The sequence below is a fragment of the Priestia sp. P5 genome (genome assembly GCF_029522155.1).
In the GTDB taxonomy this organism is placed as follows: Bacteria; Bacillota; Bacilli; order Bacillales; family Bacillaceae_H; genus Priestia; species Priestia megaterium_E.
On record NZ_JAKWFJ010000001.1, the window covers coordinates 1,215,174 to 1,232,463 of the forward strand.

General features: G+C 35.1%; 22 protein-coding genes. 16 read left to right on the forward strand and 6 right to left on the reverse strand.

Annotation, left to right across the window (positions count from 1 at the left end; translation table 11 throughout):
* Positions 1–27: 27 nt before the first annotated feature.
* The 9 genes from MMB69_RS06405 to MMB69_RS06445 all read left to right on the forward strand — a co-directional run bounded on the left by MMB69_RS06405 (position 28) and on the right by MMB69_RS06445 (position 8,869).
* On the forward strand, positions 28–522 hold the full coding sequence (locus MMB69_RS06405) for a DinB family protein (RefSeq protein WP_277447389.1): 495 nt from the start codon (positions 28–30) through the stop codon (positions 520–522).
* A 122-nt stretch (positions 523–644) separates the two neighbouring features.
* Positions 645–974 (forward strand): nucleoside triphosphate pyrophosphohydrolase, encoded by a 330-nt coding sequence (locus tag MMB69_RS06410; RefSeq protein WP_269871478.1) that lies wholly within the window; start codon positions 645–647, stop codon positions 972–974.
* Positions 975–1,442: 468 nt separating this feature from the next.
* A complete protein-coding gene (locus MMB69_RS06415) occupies positions 1,443–2,276 on the forward strand; it encodes a hypothetical protein (RefSeq protein WP_277447390.1) in 834 nt (277 codons plus the stop codon).
* A 400-nt stretch (positions 2,277–2,676) separates the two neighbouring features.
* On the forward strand, positions 2,677–3,471 hold the full coding sequence (locus MMB69_RS06420) for an alpha/beta fold hydrolase (RefSeq protein ID WP_264408325.1): 795 nt from the start codon (positions 2,677–2,679) through the stop codon (positions 3,469–3,471).
* A 405-nt stretch (positions 3,472–3,876) separates the two neighbouring features.
* Positions 3,877–4,863: a ketoacyl-ACP synthase III gene (locus MMB69_RS06425; RefSeq protein ID WP_277447391.1), complete on the forward strand. Its 987-nt coding sequence runs from the start codon at positions 3,877–3,879 to the stop codon at positions 4,861–4,863.
* 362 nt (positions 4,864–5,225) lie between these two features.
* Complete coding sequence (locus MMB69_RS06430; RefSeq protein ID WP_416234887.1) at positions 5,226–5,699, forward strand: RNA polymerase sigma factor; 474 nt, start codon at positions 5,226–5,228, stop codon at positions 5,697–5,699.
* A complete protein-coding gene (locus MMB69_RS06435; protein ID WP_277447392.1) occupies positions 5,689–7,020 on the forward strand; it encodes a DUF4179 domain-containing protein in 1,332 nt (443 codons plus the stop codon). The genes MMB69_RS06430 and MMB69_RS06435 overlap by 11 nt, the downstream gene beginning before the upstream one ends.
* 379 nt (positions 7,021–7,399) lie before the next feature.
* Positions 7,400–7,990: a GNAT family N-acetyltransferase gene (locus MMB69_RS06440; protein WP_277447393.1), complete on the forward strand. Its 591-nt coding sequence runs from the start codon at positions 7,400–7,402 to the stop codon at positions 7,988–7,990.
* A 135-nt stretch (positions 7,991–8,125) separates the two neighbouring features.
* Positions 8,126–8,869: an alpha/beta fold hydrolase gene (locus tag MMB69_RS06445; RefSeq protein WP_277447394.1), complete on the forward strand. Its 744-nt coding sequence runs from the start codon at positions 8,126–8,128 to the stop codon at positions 8,867–8,869.
* A gap of 76 nt (positions 8,870–8,945) precedes the next feature.
* Here the strand turns inward: MMB69_RS06445 and MMB69_RS06450 are convergent, their stop codons facing one another.
* Positions 8,946–9,227 (reverse strand): hypothetical protein, encoded by a 282-nt coding sequence (locus MMB69_RS06450; protein WP_277447395.1) that lies wholly within the window; start codon positions 9,225–9,227, stop codon positions 8,946–8,948.
* A gap of 265 nt (positions 9,228–9,492) precedes the next feature.
* Here MMB69_RS06450 and MMB69_RS06455 point away from each other — a divergent pair, with 265 nt between their 5' ends.
* A complete protein-coding gene (locus MMB69_RS06455; protein ID WP_269871484.1) occupies positions 9,493–9,654 on the forward strand; it encodes a hypothetical protein in 162 nt (53 codons plus the stop codon).
* A gap of 229 nt (positions 9,655–9,883) precedes the next feature.
* Here MMB69_RS06455 and MMB69_RS06460 read toward each other — a convergent pair whose 3' ends face one another.
* Genes MMB69_RS06460 through MMB69_RS06470 form a run of 3 tightly spaced genes read right to left on the reverse strand, consistent with a single transcriptional unit; the run spans position 9,884 to position 11,595 of the window.
* The gene (locus MMB69_RS06460; RefSeq protein ID WP_277447396.1) at positions 9,884–10,411 is read right to left on the reverse strand and encodes an NAD(P)H-dependent oxidoreductase; all 528 of its coding nucleotides are present in this window, start codon (positions 10,409–10,411) and stop codon (positions 9,884–9,886) included.
* Between the two features lie 49 nt (positions 10,412–10,460).
* A complete protein-coding gene (locus MMB69_RS06465; protein ID WP_028414818.1) occupies positions 10,461–11,108 on the reverse strand; it encodes an SDR family NAD(P)-dependent oxidoreductase in 648 nt (215 codons plus the stop codon).
* 49 nt (positions 11,109–11,157) lie between these two features.
* Entirely contained in the window at positions 11,158–11,595 is a 438-nt protein-coding gene (locus MMB69_RS06470; protein WP_014458900.1) for a MarR family winged helix-turn-helix transcriptional regulator, read from the reverse strand.
* 226 nt (positions 11,596–11,821) lie between these two features.
* Here MMB69_RS06470 and MMB69_RS06475 point away from each other — a divergent pair, with 226 nt between their 5' ends.
* The 5 genes from MMB69_RS06475 (at position 11,822) to MMB69_RS06495 (ending at position 14,942) form a co-directional block, all read left to right on the forward strand.
* Entirely contained in the window at positions 11,822–12,235 is a 414-nt protein-coding gene (locus MMB69_RS06475; protein WP_277447397.1) for a DUF6892 domain-containing protein, read from the forward strand.
* Between the two features lie 246 nt (positions 12,236–12,481).
* On the forward strand, positions 12,482–12,802 hold the full coding sequence (locus MMB69_RS06480; protein WP_028414817.1) for a PadR family transcriptional regulator: 321 nt from the start codon (positions 12,482–12,484) through the stop codon (positions 12,800–12,802).
* 70 nt (positions 12,803–12,872) lie between these two features.
* Positions 12,873–13,226, forward strand: a complete 354-nt coding sequence (locus MMB69_RS06485) for a DUF1048 domain-containing protein (protein WP_277447398.1) — start codon at positions 12,873–12,875, stop codon at positions 13,224–13,226.
* Between the two features lie 204 nt (positions 13,227–13,430).
* A complete protein-coding gene (locus MMB69_RS06490) occupies positions 13,431–14,192 on the forward strand; it encodes an ABC transporter ATP-binding protein (RefSeq protein ID WP_277447399.1) in 762 nt (253 codons plus the stop codon).
* Positions 14,193–14,942 (forward strand): ABC transporter permease, encoded by a 750-nt coding sequence (locus tag MMB69_RS06495; RefSeq protein WP_277447400.1) that lies wholly within the window; start codon positions 14,193–14,195, stop codon positions 14,940–14,942.
* Positions 14,943–15,500: 558 nt separating this feature from the next.
* On the opposite strand, the gene MMB69_RS06500 is transcribed toward MMB69_RS06495, so the two are convergent.
* Both MMB69_RS06500 and MMB69_RS06505 read right to left on the reverse strand, forming a co-directional pair.
* Positions 15,501–16,061 carry a hypothetical protein gene (locus tag MMB69_RS06500; protein ID WP_277447401.1) on the reverse strand — a complete coding sequence of 187 codons (561 nt, stop codon included), beginning with the start codon at positions 16,059–16,061 and terminating at the stop codon, positions 15,501–15,503.
* An 81-nt stretch (positions 16,062–16,142) separates the two neighbouring features.
* Positions 16,143–16,595, reverse strand: coding sequence for a YoqH family protein (locus MMB69_RS06505; protein ID WP_277448048.1), 453 nt, complete (start codon positions 16,593–16,595; stop codon positions 16,143–16,145).
* 151 nt (positions 16,596–16,746) lie between these two features.
* Between MMB69_RS06505 and MMB69_RS06510 the strand changes: the two genes are divergently transcribed.
* Positions 16,747–17,250 (forward strand): hypothetical protein, encoded by a 504-nt coding sequence (locus MMB69_RS06510; protein WP_277447402.1) that lies wholly within the window; start codon positions 16,747–16,749, stop codon positions 17,248–17,250.
* Positions 17,251–17,290 lie beyond the last annotated feature (40 nt).

The window sequence follows — 17,290 nt, forward strand, 5'->3', positions numbered from 1 at the left end:
ATAATGATTGTAAGGTAGTGAGACTATATGAATGAATTAGTATTTAAGCAGTTTAAAGTGGCAAAGGATTACTTTATAAGAAATGTAGAATCTATTTCTAAAGAAGTAGCGAGTGTTCAGCCAGATGGTTTTAACAATACAATTCATTGGCATGTTGGCCATGTATTAACATTCACTGAGCAATTAATGTTTGGCTTTCCAGAAAAAACGACTTACCTTCCAGCAAACTATATCGAATTGTTTGATAATGGTACAAAACCAGCTGATTGGAAGGATGAGGTGCCTAGCTTATACGAATTGATTATTCAGCTCAAGGATCAGGCCATTCGTCTTCAGCAAATTCCAAATGACCAATTAAAGAAAACACTTCAAAAACCATTTATGGGATTTGAAACTTTTGAAGAATTAGCAGGTTTGGCCGTATTACATGAATCCAATCATTTAGGACACATTCAAGCAATGAAACGTGTTGTTGAATGTGAAAAACTAATCAATGTAGATACAGATGAAAATACCTTCTAACAGTTTATATTAATAAGTTCTAAACAAAAACAAGCATTTGTTTTCAAAGGCTTGTTTTTTTGTTTAGATAGTTCTGCTACGTCTGTATAGTAAACACTCTAATTATAAAGGAGATAAGATATATGACCATTTATAATAAACTAATTAGAGACCGCATACCCGAAATTATCCAAGAATCCGAAGGCGAGTGTGTGGTTGAAGTTTTAACAGAACAGGATTATATAATAGAACTTCAAAGGAAAAGTCAGGAAGAATTAAATGAGTATTTAGCAGCTTCTAACTCAAATGAGGCTATAGAAGAACTTGCAGATTTATTAGAAGTAATCTATGGATTAACAAAGTGTCATGGATTTTCCATCGAAGATTTGGAGACAGTTAGACGACATAAAGCTGATAAAAGAGGAGTCTTTGATAAAAAATTATTTCTAGTGGAAGTTCGTAAGAAGGAGTAAATTTAATCTCATTAACGTTGTGAAACAGTATCAAATATACCGTCAGTAGAAGTATAGTTTATAGTCATTTTACACACCTTTCTAGTTATGTAATTGCATCTAATTCACCAATATTATCCAAATGAACCTATTTAATTGATTATATTTCCATATTTAACAATCGGCATTTATTTGATAAAATAATTCTTGACAAACCCTATAAGCATTATCTGGTATTTATATTTTGGGATTTTTTATGAAAGCTCACTTAAAAGGCATGCGTATTAATACGCATGCCTTTTAAGATTTCTTATTTTTATTAAACACAATTTATTATAAGTAAGTTTACGTAATTACTTATCGATTTTTACTTAATTCTGTGTTTGGGTATAGAGGCTATACTTGTATGGATAGATCTGCACAGTTTCTCCACATCTATTTGATATAAATGGTGGACAGCAGTACTTATTACAATGAAAGGGTGTATATATGAAAAAGTTACTATTTGTCGCGGTATCTCTCTTAACTATGATTTCTTTGGTAGCATGTAATAAGGATTCTGAATATAAGCAGATGAAACACGACATGGCAAACATGGACCATAACGATTCTTCAAAAGAAAAACGACAAGTTGCCGTACAAACCGATTGGAAGTTTGAACATTATCCTCAGGCTAATACAACCAATCAGTTAACAATCACAATCAAAGATAATAAAGGGAAGCCTATTTCCGAATTTGAGGTAAATCATGAAAAGAAAATGCATCTGATTGTTGCAAGCAAAGACTTGTCAAAATATCAACACATCCATCCTACTTATAAGGGAAAAGGTGTTTTTACAGTACCTGTTACGTTTACTCAGGGTGGATCATTTAAATTAATTGCTGACTTTGTACCGAAAGGACAATCGGATACAGTTCAAATGCATACGGTTTCTGTTAAGGGAAATACATCAGCTCCTGTTAGCCTTATACCTGATAAGAAATTATTAAAAACTGTTGATGGAAATCAAGTGTCTCTTAAAATAGATAGCCAGCTAAAAGCGAATGAGGAAACTATGCTAAATTTTCATTTTGAAGACGCTAAAACCAAACAGCCTATTCAGGATTTACAACCATACCTTGGAGCTGTAGGACACGTTGTCATTCTAAATCAAGACGCAACAAAATATCTGCACGTACACCCAATGGATGAAAGGATAAAAGGATCTAAAGCTATGTTCCATACCACATTTCCTTCACCTGGCGTCTATAAAATTTGGGGAGAGTTTCAGCGTAGTAACAAAGTCTTTATAGTTCCATTCGTAGTGGAAGTTAGTAAATAACTAAAAAAGAATCTGTCTCTGTGAGTCATTCGTCAATCATTCTTTCTGTATAAACTACTTCAGGTAAATTAGATCATCCAAAATGCATTTATATTACAACAAGGAACTACTGTTGAGGGACAGTAGTTCCTTCTGTTTTTAGACTGTATAATCTATACTTGTTCAGTTCACATAATGTGCTTTTTAGGAACAAAAAAGAGCACCTAATCACTTACCGGTGCTCTTTTTCTCTTTTTTAGATATTAATACAGATTCATAGATAAACCAATAAACTAATGGTTATACAATAATCAAAATAAATCCATTTTCAAAAGAAATTTTGTTAAGATTACAATATATGTATGGAAAAATCAAATGTTCATGCAGATACATTTGTCATACACAGAAAGGGGAAAAAAATTTGTCGATTTACTATAAAGTAATTGGAGATGGATATCCCATCGTTATGTTGCATGGGTGGACACTTGACCATCAAGTGATGTTAAATGCAATGGAACCGTTATTCGAGAAACGAAGCCATTGGAAGAGAATATACATAGACTTACCAGGGATGGGCAATTCTGAGCCTCAATTGTCTATTCAGAACTCTGATAATATTTTAGAAGCGATATTATGTCTTTTGGACGAAATTATACCTGACCAACAGTTTATTGTTTGTGGCAATTCATATGGAGGATACATTGCCAGAGGTATAGTTCGTTCACGTCAGGACAAAGTTCGTGGATTACTACTAATGGCACCATTGATTATACCTGAATATGATGAAAGAGTGGTGCCCCAACAGACTGTTCTAAAGAAAGACAACGACTTGATATCACGTTTGTCTCCAGAGGAGGCTGATGAATTTTGTTCCATGGGGGTAGTCCAAGGTCAAACTGAATGGGAGAGGTTTCAAAATGAAATTTTACTTCCTTCTAAACAAACAAATCATGAATTTGTAAGCAGCATTCGTCAAAATGGATATGGCTTTACCTTTGATATTTCATTTAAACTTGAGCATCCCACACTCATTATAACAGGGCGTCAGGATAATGTAGTGGGATATCATGATGCGTGGCAACTAATCGAAGATTACCCAAGGGCAACTTTTGCAGTGCTTGATATGGCTGGTCACAACCTACAAATTGAACAAACTGATGTATTTAACGAATTAGTTCATAACTGGTTAAACAGACTTGAATTGGATAACTTTTGATTGGTATGACTTATCTTTATACTCATACTTAACATAATCACTCTTTCCGGAACTCATGCAAAAAACAAACCCTTGGTACTCAAGGGCTTGTTCGCCTTTTGAGTTTATCGTTTATACAGCTTTTTATAGATCCCTTATTTATAAAGGTTTGATGCAAGAGAAATAATAAAATGAATGAATAAAAAAATTTGGGTTTTATGCATATGGTCATTACCTTAACCCTCTAATAAGCTTACTAAATATAAACCTCTTCCAGGTATAATTCGGGAGAGGTTTATATTTTTATCATTAAGCTTGAATGAATTTAATTTACAATTTTTTCATATAAAATCATTGACTTTATTAGTACCTAGTACTAATATCAATTTATATATCTTGGTAATAAATAAGAGAAGGGTGAATACAATGAAATCAACTGCACGTATTACAGCAATAGGTACATATGTACCAGAAAAAAGACTTACCAATGACGATTTAGAAAGAATTGTAGATACAAACGATGAATGGATCTTGAAACGAACTGGCATGAGGGAAAGAAGAATTGCTGATGAAAACGAATATTCTTCTGACCTAGCTATTAAAGCAATTGAAAACTTAGTGGAGCAATATCAGAAAGAGTTAAAGGATGTAGGGTGTATCGTTGTCTCAACTACAACACCGGACTATGCATTTCCAAGCGTAGCAGCCCAAATACAAGATTACTTTGATATTCTTACAACCGGGGCTTTAGACTTTAACGCTACCTGTGCTGGTTTTACATACGGATTACACATGGCAAACGCTTTTATTACATCAGGACTTCATCATAAAGTCCTAATCGTAACTGCAGAAACGTTATCAAAGGTTACAGATTATACAGATCGCACTACATGTGTCCTATTTGGGGATGGAGCTGCAGCTGTTTTGGTCGAAAGTGACGTAGAACGCCCGAGTTTTATTGCTACGCATATCGGTACAAATGGAAAAGGAGGTAAACATGTATACCGAACCAATTTATCTACTACTATGCATGGACAACCTTTGAGTTCGAGTGGGAAGATGGTGCAAAACGGAAGGGAAGTATATAAGTGGGCATCTCGAACAATTCCTTTAGGTATATCTGAATTGCTAGAACAAGCAAATCTACAAAAGAAAGAAGTAAATTGGTTCGTTCCACACAGTGCCAATTTACGAATGATTGAGTCTATATGTGAAAGATCAGAGTTTCCAGTTGAGAAGACATTAACTAGTGTTGAGTACATGGGAAACACTTCTTCCGTTTCCATTCCTCTAGCACTACAAATAGGGATAAACGACGGGAAATTAAAAAATGGAGATGTTCTCTTACTCTACGGATTTGGAGGAGGCCTTACCCACGCAGGCCACCTTATTAAATGGGATTTAGGTAAGTAGTAAATCATTAATGTATACCATTACAACAAAAATTCTACAGCTTATACTATCTTTAATAAACGGAAGAATGAAAACAATAAACAAAGAAAATTAAATGCATTTCTACTAGAAAGCTATCTCGGTTGCCAATGGCGGGATAGCTTTTTATATTTTCTATAATCTTTACCATGCTCTTAGTCAAAAACACCTTGACTAAAAGGTAATTAGAGTCTTTTTATACCGCTAGTTCATTTTTTTTATTAAAACTTTAAGCCAAATGCCAAGTAATTTTGTCTAATAAGTATAAAAGGAAAAAGAAGAGAGGAAGGATTTCAATTATTAGGATCGTTAAGAAAGCTCAAAAAGGTAATGATAAAGCTTTTTTGAAGCTTTTTCAGACATATGAACAAGATATTTATCGAATGGCTTATGTATATGTCAAAAATAAGGATGATGCGCTCGATGTAGTACAAGAAGTAGCCTACCGTTCTTTTAAAAAGGTAAATACATTAAAAAAGCCTGAATACTTTAAGACATGGTTAATCAAGATTACCATTAGGTGCGCAATCGATCATCTAAGAAAAAATAGCAAGGTCGTTCAATTACATCCAGAACATGAGGAAATCATCGGTTCAGACATTGAAGATATTCCCCTTACATTGTCCCTTCACCAACTAGTAGAAGAATTAAATGAAGATGAAAAAAGTGTTATTATTTTACGGTTTTATGAAGGCTATTCTTTTAGGGAAATAGCTGAGACGTTAACCATTCCTTTGGGCACGGCAAAATCTATTTTATATCGTGCTTTAGCTAAACTTCGTAAACAAGTGAAAGGCGTTGGTATTTATGAAGAATAAACTAAAACAAGAACTTGAACAAATTGAAATTCCAAAAGAATTACATAGGAGAGCCAAACTCGGTGTAGAAAAGGCTAAATCAGAGCAACCAAGAAGAACATTTAAAAAAGCAATTGTATTTCCGGCTGCCGCAGCCTTATTCCTTATAGGCTCTACAGGTGTAAGTGCCACGGCCTTTCCAAGTTTTAACCACTTACTATCTCTTGTTAGTCCCGACATTGCCTTGCTTCTTCAGCCTATTGAAACCACTAGTGAAGATAAAGGAATAAAAATGAAGGTTATAGGTGCCATGAATGATGATGAAATGGCTGTTATTTATGTTACGATGCAAGATTTAACCGGTAACCGCATAGACAAAACGTTGGACCTTTATGATTACACACTAACTGAAGGGCATATGTTTAATAGCCAAATTGTTGACTACGATAAAGATACAAACACAGCGACGTTACGAGTTCAAGCAAACGGAGGCACAAACTTTAATCATAAAAAAATCAATTTGCGAATAAGCTCTTTCCTTAGCCACAAGCATAACCATGATGGTATTCATGTAGACACTCACTTAGCAGATTTAAAAAATAAAGAAGTAGCGACAGTTTCTCTTAACTCAGATAGTACGTCTGGAGGTGGTGGAGAGATGTTTGATAAACTTGAAAAAGGTGAAAAGATAGAAATCTTAAAACCTAATGAAAACATTCTTTCTCTGCCAAAAATAAAATTTATGCATGTATCCAACATTGGATTTGTGGATGGTCAACTTCACGTTCAAACAAAATGGTCCGACGACGATATAGATAGCCACGGAGATTTTTACTTAGTTGATTCCTTTGGAAAGCAGATAAATGCTTCTTCAAACGTCCATTACGGAGTAGATAAATCAGGGAAAACCGTTTACGGAAATAAATATGTAGAATATATTTTTGATGTAAATAATGAAGATCTTAGTAAGTTAAAGCTGATGGGACACCTTGTATCTAACGGTAATTTTACAAAAGGTGATTGGAGCACTACATTTAAACTCCATTCTGTAGAAAATGAAAAAAGCCTGAACTTTAATGAAGACTTGGGCAGTTGGAAAGCAACTAAAATGACCCTTTCATCTCTAGGTGTAACGCTATATGGAAAAGGCCAATTTAAAGATACTGATAACATAAAAGTGAGTGTGAAAATGAAAAATGGAAGCATTCAATCACTCGACTCATTACAAAACTTTAGTGATAATAAAAGCGTTAAAGCTAAATTTCTACCTTCTTCTCCGTTAGATTTATCAAAAATCAAAGCAATCAATGTAAATGGTACAGTTATCAAAGTATCTAAATAAAAGATAAAGCTAAGTTTCTTGTTCATAGGATTAAGAAACTTAGCTTTTTTAGCATTAACTATTTTAATAGCTCGCTTTGATGTTGAATAGTTAAGGTTACAATGCATATGAACTGAAAAGACATGCGTTTACGAACTTTTATTCTGTGTAAAAAATCTATTATCTTTTCGGTTGATTTAAATCTTAAAATGACCTACGAATGTATTGATTAAAAAATGAGAATTAAATTTTTTACTTTAAAATTATCCAGACAAGCGAGTATCCGTAATAGTGCTGCCTTCTTATCCGACTAAATAAAACTTTTGTTATTAAAAAGGGATTTTATTAGTGATAAGAGAAAAAGTCTCCTTAAGAGATCAATAAGTTTAGGAGGCTTTCCTTGTATATAAGAGATTATAAAGAAACAGATGAAACTGAATGGGTTCACTGTAGAGTATTATCGTTCTTGAACACTGCTTATTTTGATAACGTTCTTAGAGTGAAAGAGAAATACAAAAATTCAGCTGTTGAGCTAGTGGCTGTAGAAAATAAACAAATTGTGGGACTTATTGATGTTGAATGTGAATCTCAAAAAGGCACGGTTTGTTCCGGTTTAGAGAGCAGGCTTGGAGGTATGATCTGGCACCTTGCCGTTCACCCAGATTTTCGTCGTAAAGGTATTGCCAATCAACTACTTTATGAAGCAGAAAATCGAGTTAGAAAGCTAGGAATCACTTATCTTGAAGCGTGGACTCGAGATGATAACTGGGTAAATAAATGGTATTTAAAAAACAATTTCAAAGTAAGGACATCCTATTTGCATGTATTCCTTGAAAGACCTACGGAAATAAAAAAAACAATTAGTAGCTCAGTCCACCATTTACAGCCAGTTCAGGTATTTGCCCATTATACAGGACCTGAAAAGGAAAGGGTTATTCGTGAATACAATAGAGTGCATGAGTGCTATTGCTATCAAAAGAAACTCTTGTAATGCTAACTAATTCTTTTGGTTTATGAATCAAACTTATTTTTTAGTAGGATATCTTTGGCAATACTCTTTTTTAAATAATAAGATTTATAAAGTGAATGAATTATCAAAATGTGAATATATCTGGAGGCTTTTTATATGAAAGAAGTAATTAAAACAGGAAAAATGCAAGATATTGGCGGTATTAAACTTTATTACGAGTTTTTTGAAAAACAAAATGAAGACGTAACAATTATATTTGAGTCTGGATATGGATGCACTTGTGATTACTGGAATCCAATTAAAGAGGAAATATCAACATTTGCTCAGTTCTTTATCTATGATAGATCAGGCTTGGGAGAAAGTGAACAAGACGCTAGATTAAAAGACAGTAACCAGTCCGTTAGAAATTTACATATTCTTTTACAAAATGCCAATATTAAGCCACCATACGTACTTGTAGGTCACTCAATTGGAGGGGCAAATGTAAGATTATACGCTAGTACATATCCTGAAGAAGTAGCGGGAATAATCCTTTTAGATTCCTGTCATGAAGACCAAAATAAAATTATGCCGCCATTATTTACTGAAGAAATGAGGTCTATTTATTTTAGCCAGTTTTCAGTCGAAGGTTCTATAGGTGATATTGAAAAAAGCTTTGAGCAAATAAGTGAAGTTCAATCTTTGGGAGACGTCCCCCTTATAGTTGTGAGCGCTGGCCTACAGTCTTATCATACAGCTGAATCCTTTGCAGCTTGGAATCTATTTCAAAGAGACCTTACACGCTTGTCAAAGAAAAGTAAACATATTGTTGTGGAGGGCGCAGGGCACCTTCTTCATGTTGATCAACCTCAGGTCATTATTAATATTATTAAAGCTACTTTGGACGAAGTAAAAAAATAAGTTGGAGCGAATATAATACCTGTTTCAACAATCAAAATAGCCTTTAGATTGATCAATCTAAAGGCTGTTAGTATAACTAGCAAAAACTTATCCAATATAGATTCGTACTAGCAATCAACCCAAAAGATATAAATCCCGCAATTTTTACAGGGTGAGTAATTTTATATGTCACAAAGGGATTAACTCTTCTTATTACCTCTGCGAAGAGTAGAGTGCCTATGGATGCGAGTGCTAGTCCAAGCAACAAAGCATTCTCCTTTAACTGAACAAAATCAAAAATTAAATAAATGAAAAAGATCCATAGATAAGCTAAAAATACATTGAAAACAATTGATAATAAAAAATCTTTATTTTTCATAATTAACTCCCATTACAATCTTTTCTAGTTTCTATGATTTTATCATACTAACTAACTGTATATAGCAAGAGAACAACAGTTTCTATACACTATCCTATAAATCTAAGAGTAAGGTGATACGATAAAATATTTTGTAATAGAGAACGATGAATTATCGAACGACGGGGAAGAAACGATCTACGTATTTGAACACACTAAAAGAGAAAATACAGGTTACGGTATTTTTTCTCTGGAGGATTTTGCAGCTAAGTGTAGGTTTATCGAGATGAGAAACCGTTATATGTATTGGCATAAAGGTGAAAATATTGCAGATACAACGGTAGATGAACTTGAAGAAAGAATGAGAGCTGAACAGGAAGAATTAAAGCCATTATCAAAAAAAGAGTTTATTGAATTTTATGCAAGCAAAAAAAGAGCAAACCTTTGAAGGGTTGCTCTTTTATGGGTAACGCTTATTTTCTCTAACAGCTTATACAAAATGTTGTGCATGATCAACGAATAAATAAGAAAGCTGTCTCATTCAAGAGATCATGTTTAACTCTTCATGTTAAACTGAGTTTCCCACCGTGATAACAATAGTAAGTGTCGGCTTTAAGGTTTTTAATGTTAGTCTTTTTAATTTTTTCCTCTACTTTACAATTTTTAATTCTCATCACTTAAAAAGTAAGTTTTAAGTGACGTACCAGCTCCTCAGCACTTTCATGGACTTGTTCGTTCGTTAAGATACGTACTCCTTGTTTTATGAAAGAAGGCAAAAATCGCATACCGGTCAAGTTTGCTGTTGCTTGAAACGGTTTGGTTAGTTCACTCATGCTGAAAAGGTTAGATCCACCAGCTTGATAGGCTGCTTCAGGTCCGCCTGTTGAAATGGCTAACATAAACTCTTTTCCATGCAATTTTGTGCCTTCAGATCCGTATGCCCAACCATAACTAAGAACAACATCCTGCCACTCCTTTAATAAAGAAGGACTGCTGTACCAGTAGAGCGGGAATTGAAACACAATCCGTTCGTGTTCAAGCAGCAATTGTTGTTCGTAAGCAACATCAATAGTACCGTTTGGATATGTGGCATATAAATCATGAACAGTAATGTCGCTCTCTTGACTCAAGCGATCTTTCCATGTTTTATTAATGGTTGAAGTGGTTAAATTGGGATGTGCAACAATAACTAATGTTTTTTTCATAACTAAACTCCTTTTATATTTGTATATACAAATGATATGTTAAAAATTTTTACTTTTCTTCAAAAGTGACCTCTACGTCTTTTCGGTTTTCAAACATGTGATAGAAGGTCTCAGCAATATTTGCAGGTGAGACGTACGTTCCTTCTTCAACAAAACCCTTAATAGTCAACGTTCCAACGTAAATTCCTTTTGAAGCAAGTTCTTGATTCAAGCTATATGCTAAGTTACGAATGCCCGCTTTTCCAATCGCTAATGAAGAATAGTCAGCATATGGATGAAGAGCTAATCCGCCGCCTGTTAATAAAATAGCACCGTTTTGCATATGGGGAACTGTTTCTTTAACAGCAGTAAGAGCTCCAGCTACACTGATTTTAAAATCTTCCACTAATTGATCAGCGCTTAATGTTGTTGGTTTGCCAGGTCTTCCTGAAGCAGCATTGTATAAAAGAACATCAACTTTTCCATAAGTTTTAATTACTTTATCAATGGCTTTTCTTAAGGATTCTTCAGAAGAGACATCACCTGGAAATCCTTTTGCTATAATTCCGTCGTTTTTAAGTTCATCTTCATATCTCTGTAAGGAGTCCATACTACGGGAAATCATAGCCACTTTAAATCCTTCTTTTCCAAATTTTCTTGCTGTATTTAAGCTAATCCCTGGACCAGAACCAACAATTAGTAATAGTTTTTCAGACATATTGAATCCTCCCATTATATTTGTATATGCAAATGAAGGGGTAAAAAAATTACGATTCTTTCTCTAACTTATTGCTCGCTTCATGCAGCATTTTACTTAAGTCTTTACTAAATTCATCTCCTAATATTTCTGAGTAATTAGTAAACAATTCTTTTAAAGAAACGCGAAACTGATGATACACTTTTTCTCCTTCATCCGTTAAAGAGATCCGCGTCTGCTTTCCATCCATTTTTTTGACGACAAGCTTTAATTTTTCAAGTTTATCAATAAACCTCGTACTTGTAGAAGGGGCAATCGATAACTTGTGGCATAATTCTTTCTGCGTGATATCCGGATGAAACTTTACAATCATAATCATGTAAAGATAGGAAGGAGCGACGTCACCAAAATCAAATGTTTTTTCAGCTAATTTTGTAATGTTACGAGCAAATCGGCTAGCTGTAAAGTAAAGACAGTGTATTAATATTTGTTCTTCTTCGTTATTCATGTAATCATTCCTTTTCTTCATTTGCATATACAAATTAACACGGAATAAAAGTAAAGTCAACTAAGTTGTGGTTGAATGTTTGGTTCAGTTGTGCCGTCAACGAGAAAATAATAAAAACGAAAAACATATATGAAAACGCAGGTTTTGTTTATAGATGATTGTTATAATACGAATAGTGCAGGGGCGATTGCAAGCCTAATACAGAGATAAAATCGGAGGTAGCAAAATGGGGGAAAGTGGAATGTTTAAAGATTTTAATTTTAAATTAGTGGTTATTGAAGCTTTATTAGATCAAGAGCCATTATTTCTAAAAGAATTAACCGACTTAAAAGATAAGTATACAAATAATTTCGAATGGTATTCTGGTGCTGGCCCAATTGTTGAAATCAGGAATTATTTAGAAGAGTTAACTCTGGAAAAGAGTGATTTGGAAAAGGTTGAATGCCTTTGCTTTGATGGAGGTAATGAAATTTATCATATTCTAAAGCCAGACTGGGATGGAGAAGACAGTTTATTTGACGTACTATCTGTTGAAGGGTTTCAGAACTTAAAGAATCTAAAAGCAGTGGACTATATTTCCATGTGCGATCCAGAAGTATTGGAACCATTTGAACAAGCTGGAATTGAGATTGAGGATTAATGAGAAGGAAGGCAATGTACTAACAGAAGTAACTCATTTTGATAAAAAATGGTTTTTCTATAATAAAAAGCATAACTATTTTTTAAAATATTTTAAAAAATAGTTGAAATGCCCGGTACTAAGTATTACAATCTACATATACTAAGTATTACTTAATAGCTTAATTTTAAAAGTTATTAAGTAAAAATCGGCTTGGTACTAAGTAATACAGAATATAAGTCAGACAATATAGAGGAGGTTCTGAAGATCGAAAATTTAACTGAAATGCTGAAGGGTTCGCTGGAAGGCTGTGTGTTAGAAATTATCAGCCGCCATGAAACCTATGGCTATGAAATTACACGCCGTCTGAACGAGCTTGGATTTATCGAGGTTGTGGAAGGGACGGTCTACACTATTCTCGTACGATTAGAAAAGAAAAAACTTGTGAATATAGAAAAAAAACCATCAGATATGGGCCCACCCCGCAAATTTTATTCGCTTAATGAGGCGGGCTACAAGGAGCTTGAGCTGTTTTGGAAAAGGTGGGATTTTGTATCATCAAAAATCAACGTCTTGAAGTCAAACTAGCTTCATAAGATAGACCGTCGGATAGTTTTAAAGCATCTTATGAAGCTTTATAAAAAGGAGGAAAAATGACATGCTGGAAATATTCAAAAAAATGATTGGTGATAAAAAAGAGTATAAAATGATGATGGCACGGGTTGAAGCCTTGCCAGAGGACTATCAGTTTGTATTTAAAAAAATTCAAAACTACATGTGGAATTTCTCATCGGGCAACGGAATGGATATGCTACACATGCAGTATGAATTAATTGATTTATTCGAAGAAGGTGCTGCAGAAGGTAGACAGGTGCTCGAAATTACTGGAGACGATGTGGCTTCCTTTGCTGATGAACTAGTGGCAAATGCTAAAACTTATATGGTTAAGTATCGTGAAGATTTGAATCAGAGTATTAAGGAACGATTAGGAAAAAATAAATTTAATCAATAACATCGACTGAATAGCTAGTTGCAAGTATAGATTGTTGCTTTTGCTATTCAGTCATTTTTTAAACTCAGTACTAAGTGATACAGAATATAAGTCAGACTGAATAGTAAGGTGTCAAAAATCTAGCTCTACGAGACGCTCAGCTTAGTTACAGCATGACAGTTCTAGCAAGCCAGCTTGTGGAGCTTTTAAAAGGAGGAAAAACGTATGAGAAATAAAGTGATTTTTGTAAAAGAGTTAAAAAAGTCCTTTAAAGACAAAGAAGTTTTAAAAGGGGTGAATGTTGAGGTACAGCGCGGTGAAATTTTTGCACTGCTGGGCTCAAATGGAGCAGGCAAGACGACGACAGTTAACATTCTTTCAACACTGATGAAGGCTGATAGCGGCGAAGTAAGTATTTGCGGATTTGACGTCCAACGTCAACCGGCTGACGTCCGCCAGAACATCAGCCTAACGGGGCAGTTCGCGGCGTTAGACGGCATGCTGACTGGGAAGGAAAACCTGATAATGATCGCCAAATTGCGAGGGGTATCTAATCCTAATGAAGTAGCTGACAATCTTCTTGCAAGATTCAGCTTGACCGATGCAGCCAATCGCCGGGCGAATCAATATTCCGGTGGAATGAAGCGCCGACTTGATATAGCTATGAGTCTGATTGGGGCGCCAGCCGTTATTTTTCTCGACGAACCGACGACCGGACTTGATCCGGAAGCCCGGATTGAAGTCTGGAACACCGTCAAAGAGCTTGCTGGCGGTGGTACGACCATCTTGCTCACGACTCAGTACCTGGAGGAAGCTGAACAACTGGCAGATCGGATAGCCATCCTACATGGCGGAAAAATCATCAAAACCGGTACCCTTACCGAACTTAAAGAGATGTTCCCCCCAGCAAAAGTGGAACACATTGAGAAACAGCCAACATTGGAAGAAATCTTCCTCGCAATCATCGGCAAAAAGGAGGAAATGTAAATGAAAAACAATACAGCTGTATTACTAGGACGTTTGATGCGCACTATTATGCGCAGCCCGGATACGATTATTACGGTGGCGATTACGCCAATTATGATGATGCTACTGTTTGTCTACGTATTTGGGGGTGCCATAAATACAGGAACAGCCAATTACGTCAATTATTTATTACCAGGAATCTTGCTGATGGCTATCGCATCCGGCGTCGCTTACACTTCCTTGCGGCTATTTAATGATGTAAAAAGTGGACTGATGGCCCGTTTTATTACTATGCCTATTAAACGGTCCTCGGTATTATGGGCTCACGTGTTGACATCTTTTGTTTCCAATGCGCTTACTATCGTAATAGTTATCCTCATCGCGCTTTTGATGGGTTTCCGCTCCAGCGCTGATATCCTAGATTGGTTCGCGGTAGCCGGGATAATCGGGCTGTTTACGCTAGCCCTGACATGGTTGGCCATTATTCCAGGACTGACAGCGAAATCTATGGAAGGAGCCACAGGCTACTCGTACCCACTGATTTTCCTACCTTTTATTAGTTCCGCCTTTGTTCCCACTGAAACGATGCCTAAAGCTGTTCGTGCATTCGCCGAGAACCAGCCCGTGACTTCAATCGTGAATACGATTCGTGCACTCTTGTATGAAGGATCTGTTGGCAACGATATCTGGAGTGCTCTTGCCTGGTGCCTAGGTATCATGGTCATCGCTTACTTCCTTGCTAGTAAAGAATTCAAACGCAAATTAGGGTGAATTTTATAAACTGAGCAAGCTATCCAACGTATATGGAATCATCGAAATTTTAATGTGAAGTATTAATAGCATAAAACAGAAAAACCTACAGTGGCCCAGTAGGTTTATTCTGTTTTATTTGGCTGATTCTTTGACGAGGTTAATAAATTCCATTGCATAATTCTGGTGCTGCTTTATCAACTTCACTTGCTCGGGATTTATGAGGACATTCTTTATCGTTTTATCTTTCCAAACAGCAGAATTATAAGGTGGAATCCTATACAACTCTCTAAACCACTCCTCCGATGTTAACTCTTCAATAGCTAATTGTAACTTGGAATAAGAAGTAGGCTTCATTAAAATCCCGTAAGACAGTAAATCTTAAAGTTCATCCATCTTGCCACCTCCCATATATTGAGACTTTACTAAATACCAACATTATAAATCACACTGTATATTAATCTATAAATATAGCCAAACTACTAACGTATTCCCCCTAACCCAATAAATTTGAAAAACCTTTGCCAATATGGACAAAGGTTTCTTTTTATTAATTATTGAGTCGTAAAATTCACATCACTATAGTAGTTTTTTCTTTTTGGTTGAATAATCAATTGAATTAGCTATTTCAATAAGAGATTGGATCGATACTTGTTTTGAAACTCTCTTATCAATACTAAGCAGATACTGCCAATTGGCTTTTTCGAAAACAAGCATCTCGGATCCTGAATTTTCTATATAATGAGCTGATTGTCCATCTTTAAGAAGATAGGATCTTTTTATGTGCTTATTCGTAAACTGTATTTTATGCTTACTAGGCCTAATTTCAATTGTGTAATGATTTTCTGGAATTTGATCATGAACACATTCTAAATCAAATGAGTCGTTAATCGTACCTTGCAAATCACTAAAGCGCCCCAAGCAATGAGTAAAAGGAAGAGATGGAACTCTAAGAGGTAGGATTACGTCTTTCTTAAAGTGACGCTCAAATGCCAATAACGCATTATCTACTGATTGATAACCAATTTTCGGATAACTTTCTTCATACAGTTCCTGCTTATCTAAGGTGGCAGATGCACTTTCACCGTATGTAAAGGCTAGTCCTACAAGAAATAAACAAATGTATATCTTTTTCTTCATCTTAATCACCTACATAATATTGATTTAGAAATATTGAATGAGCATGTATTAAACTAAACGATTCGTTTTAAGCTATTTAGCTCAATTACAAGACGAAAGGGTACTCTGTAAAACTGGTGATCCTAATTTTTCTGTTTTAGAATTTGAAGGGCGCACCTGTATCTTGACATTTTTCATCTCTTCCGTAATCCAATCGAACTTTCCCGCCCACGTAACGCCATCTTCTTCAGGTGTAGAATAAAGTTTAAAACGCCAGCTAATATAACCTGGGATGGATGCAAATCCTTCATATTGATCATACCTACCATAAGTAGAAGGGTGAGGAAGGTGAACAGCCATAATACTAATGTTTGTTCGAGCAAAACTGGGTGGATTCAATTGTACTTTGTAAATTAGAGCCGTTCCTTTGGCGTTTTTTAAATGTTTGTCTACAGGCTCTAATATCGAACTACAAGGCATTTTACTGGCATTAGCTTGATATGGATAAGCAAGTGCTACAAACGACAAGACTATAATTAAAATAAGTTTTTTCATGATATTTCCTCGCATTTTTTAGTTACTATCTCCTATTGAATACATATTTATTATGATGAAATCAAAGCAGTATTTACTTCAGGAAAACAGAAGGATAGCCACAACGCAACTGGGCAAAAACACAACAAAATATGAATATAGGGTGAGTTATATGAATAAAAGGGCAGTTCTTTTACTGCTGATACTTGGTATCTACGCTTATGGCACAAATTACGGAACTGTATTTGCCAATTCAACGGAAGAAAGAAATCGACCCGAGAAAGCTTGTAGCGAGGAATTTGAAAAGTATCGTAAAAAACTTGATGATAGGGTGCTAAAAGATATCGTTAAAAGTTATAGCTTAGATTTATCTGGGTTTCAGGAATTCACAAACAGAGAATTAGATTTAAAAGTAGGCGATAACATCAATGACCATTCTGACCAGATCTCATTGCAACACTTATTTGTCGGAGGTAGCATTGGATCAATGAGATTGTTTTTGGAGAATGGTTTAAAAGGCACAAGAGGATATTTTCTTTATAAAAGAGTTGACGGAAATAACGTATTAAAAGAATTAAATAAAATGGGGAATATTTGGGTTGTTATGACAGTTGATGAAATCAAAGCAGCTAAGCTTGAGCTAGAACCTTTTAATTGGGACAAGTGTGCTGACTAAGTAAGAAAAGGGTCTCAAAAGTGACTCTGAATATTTGCGA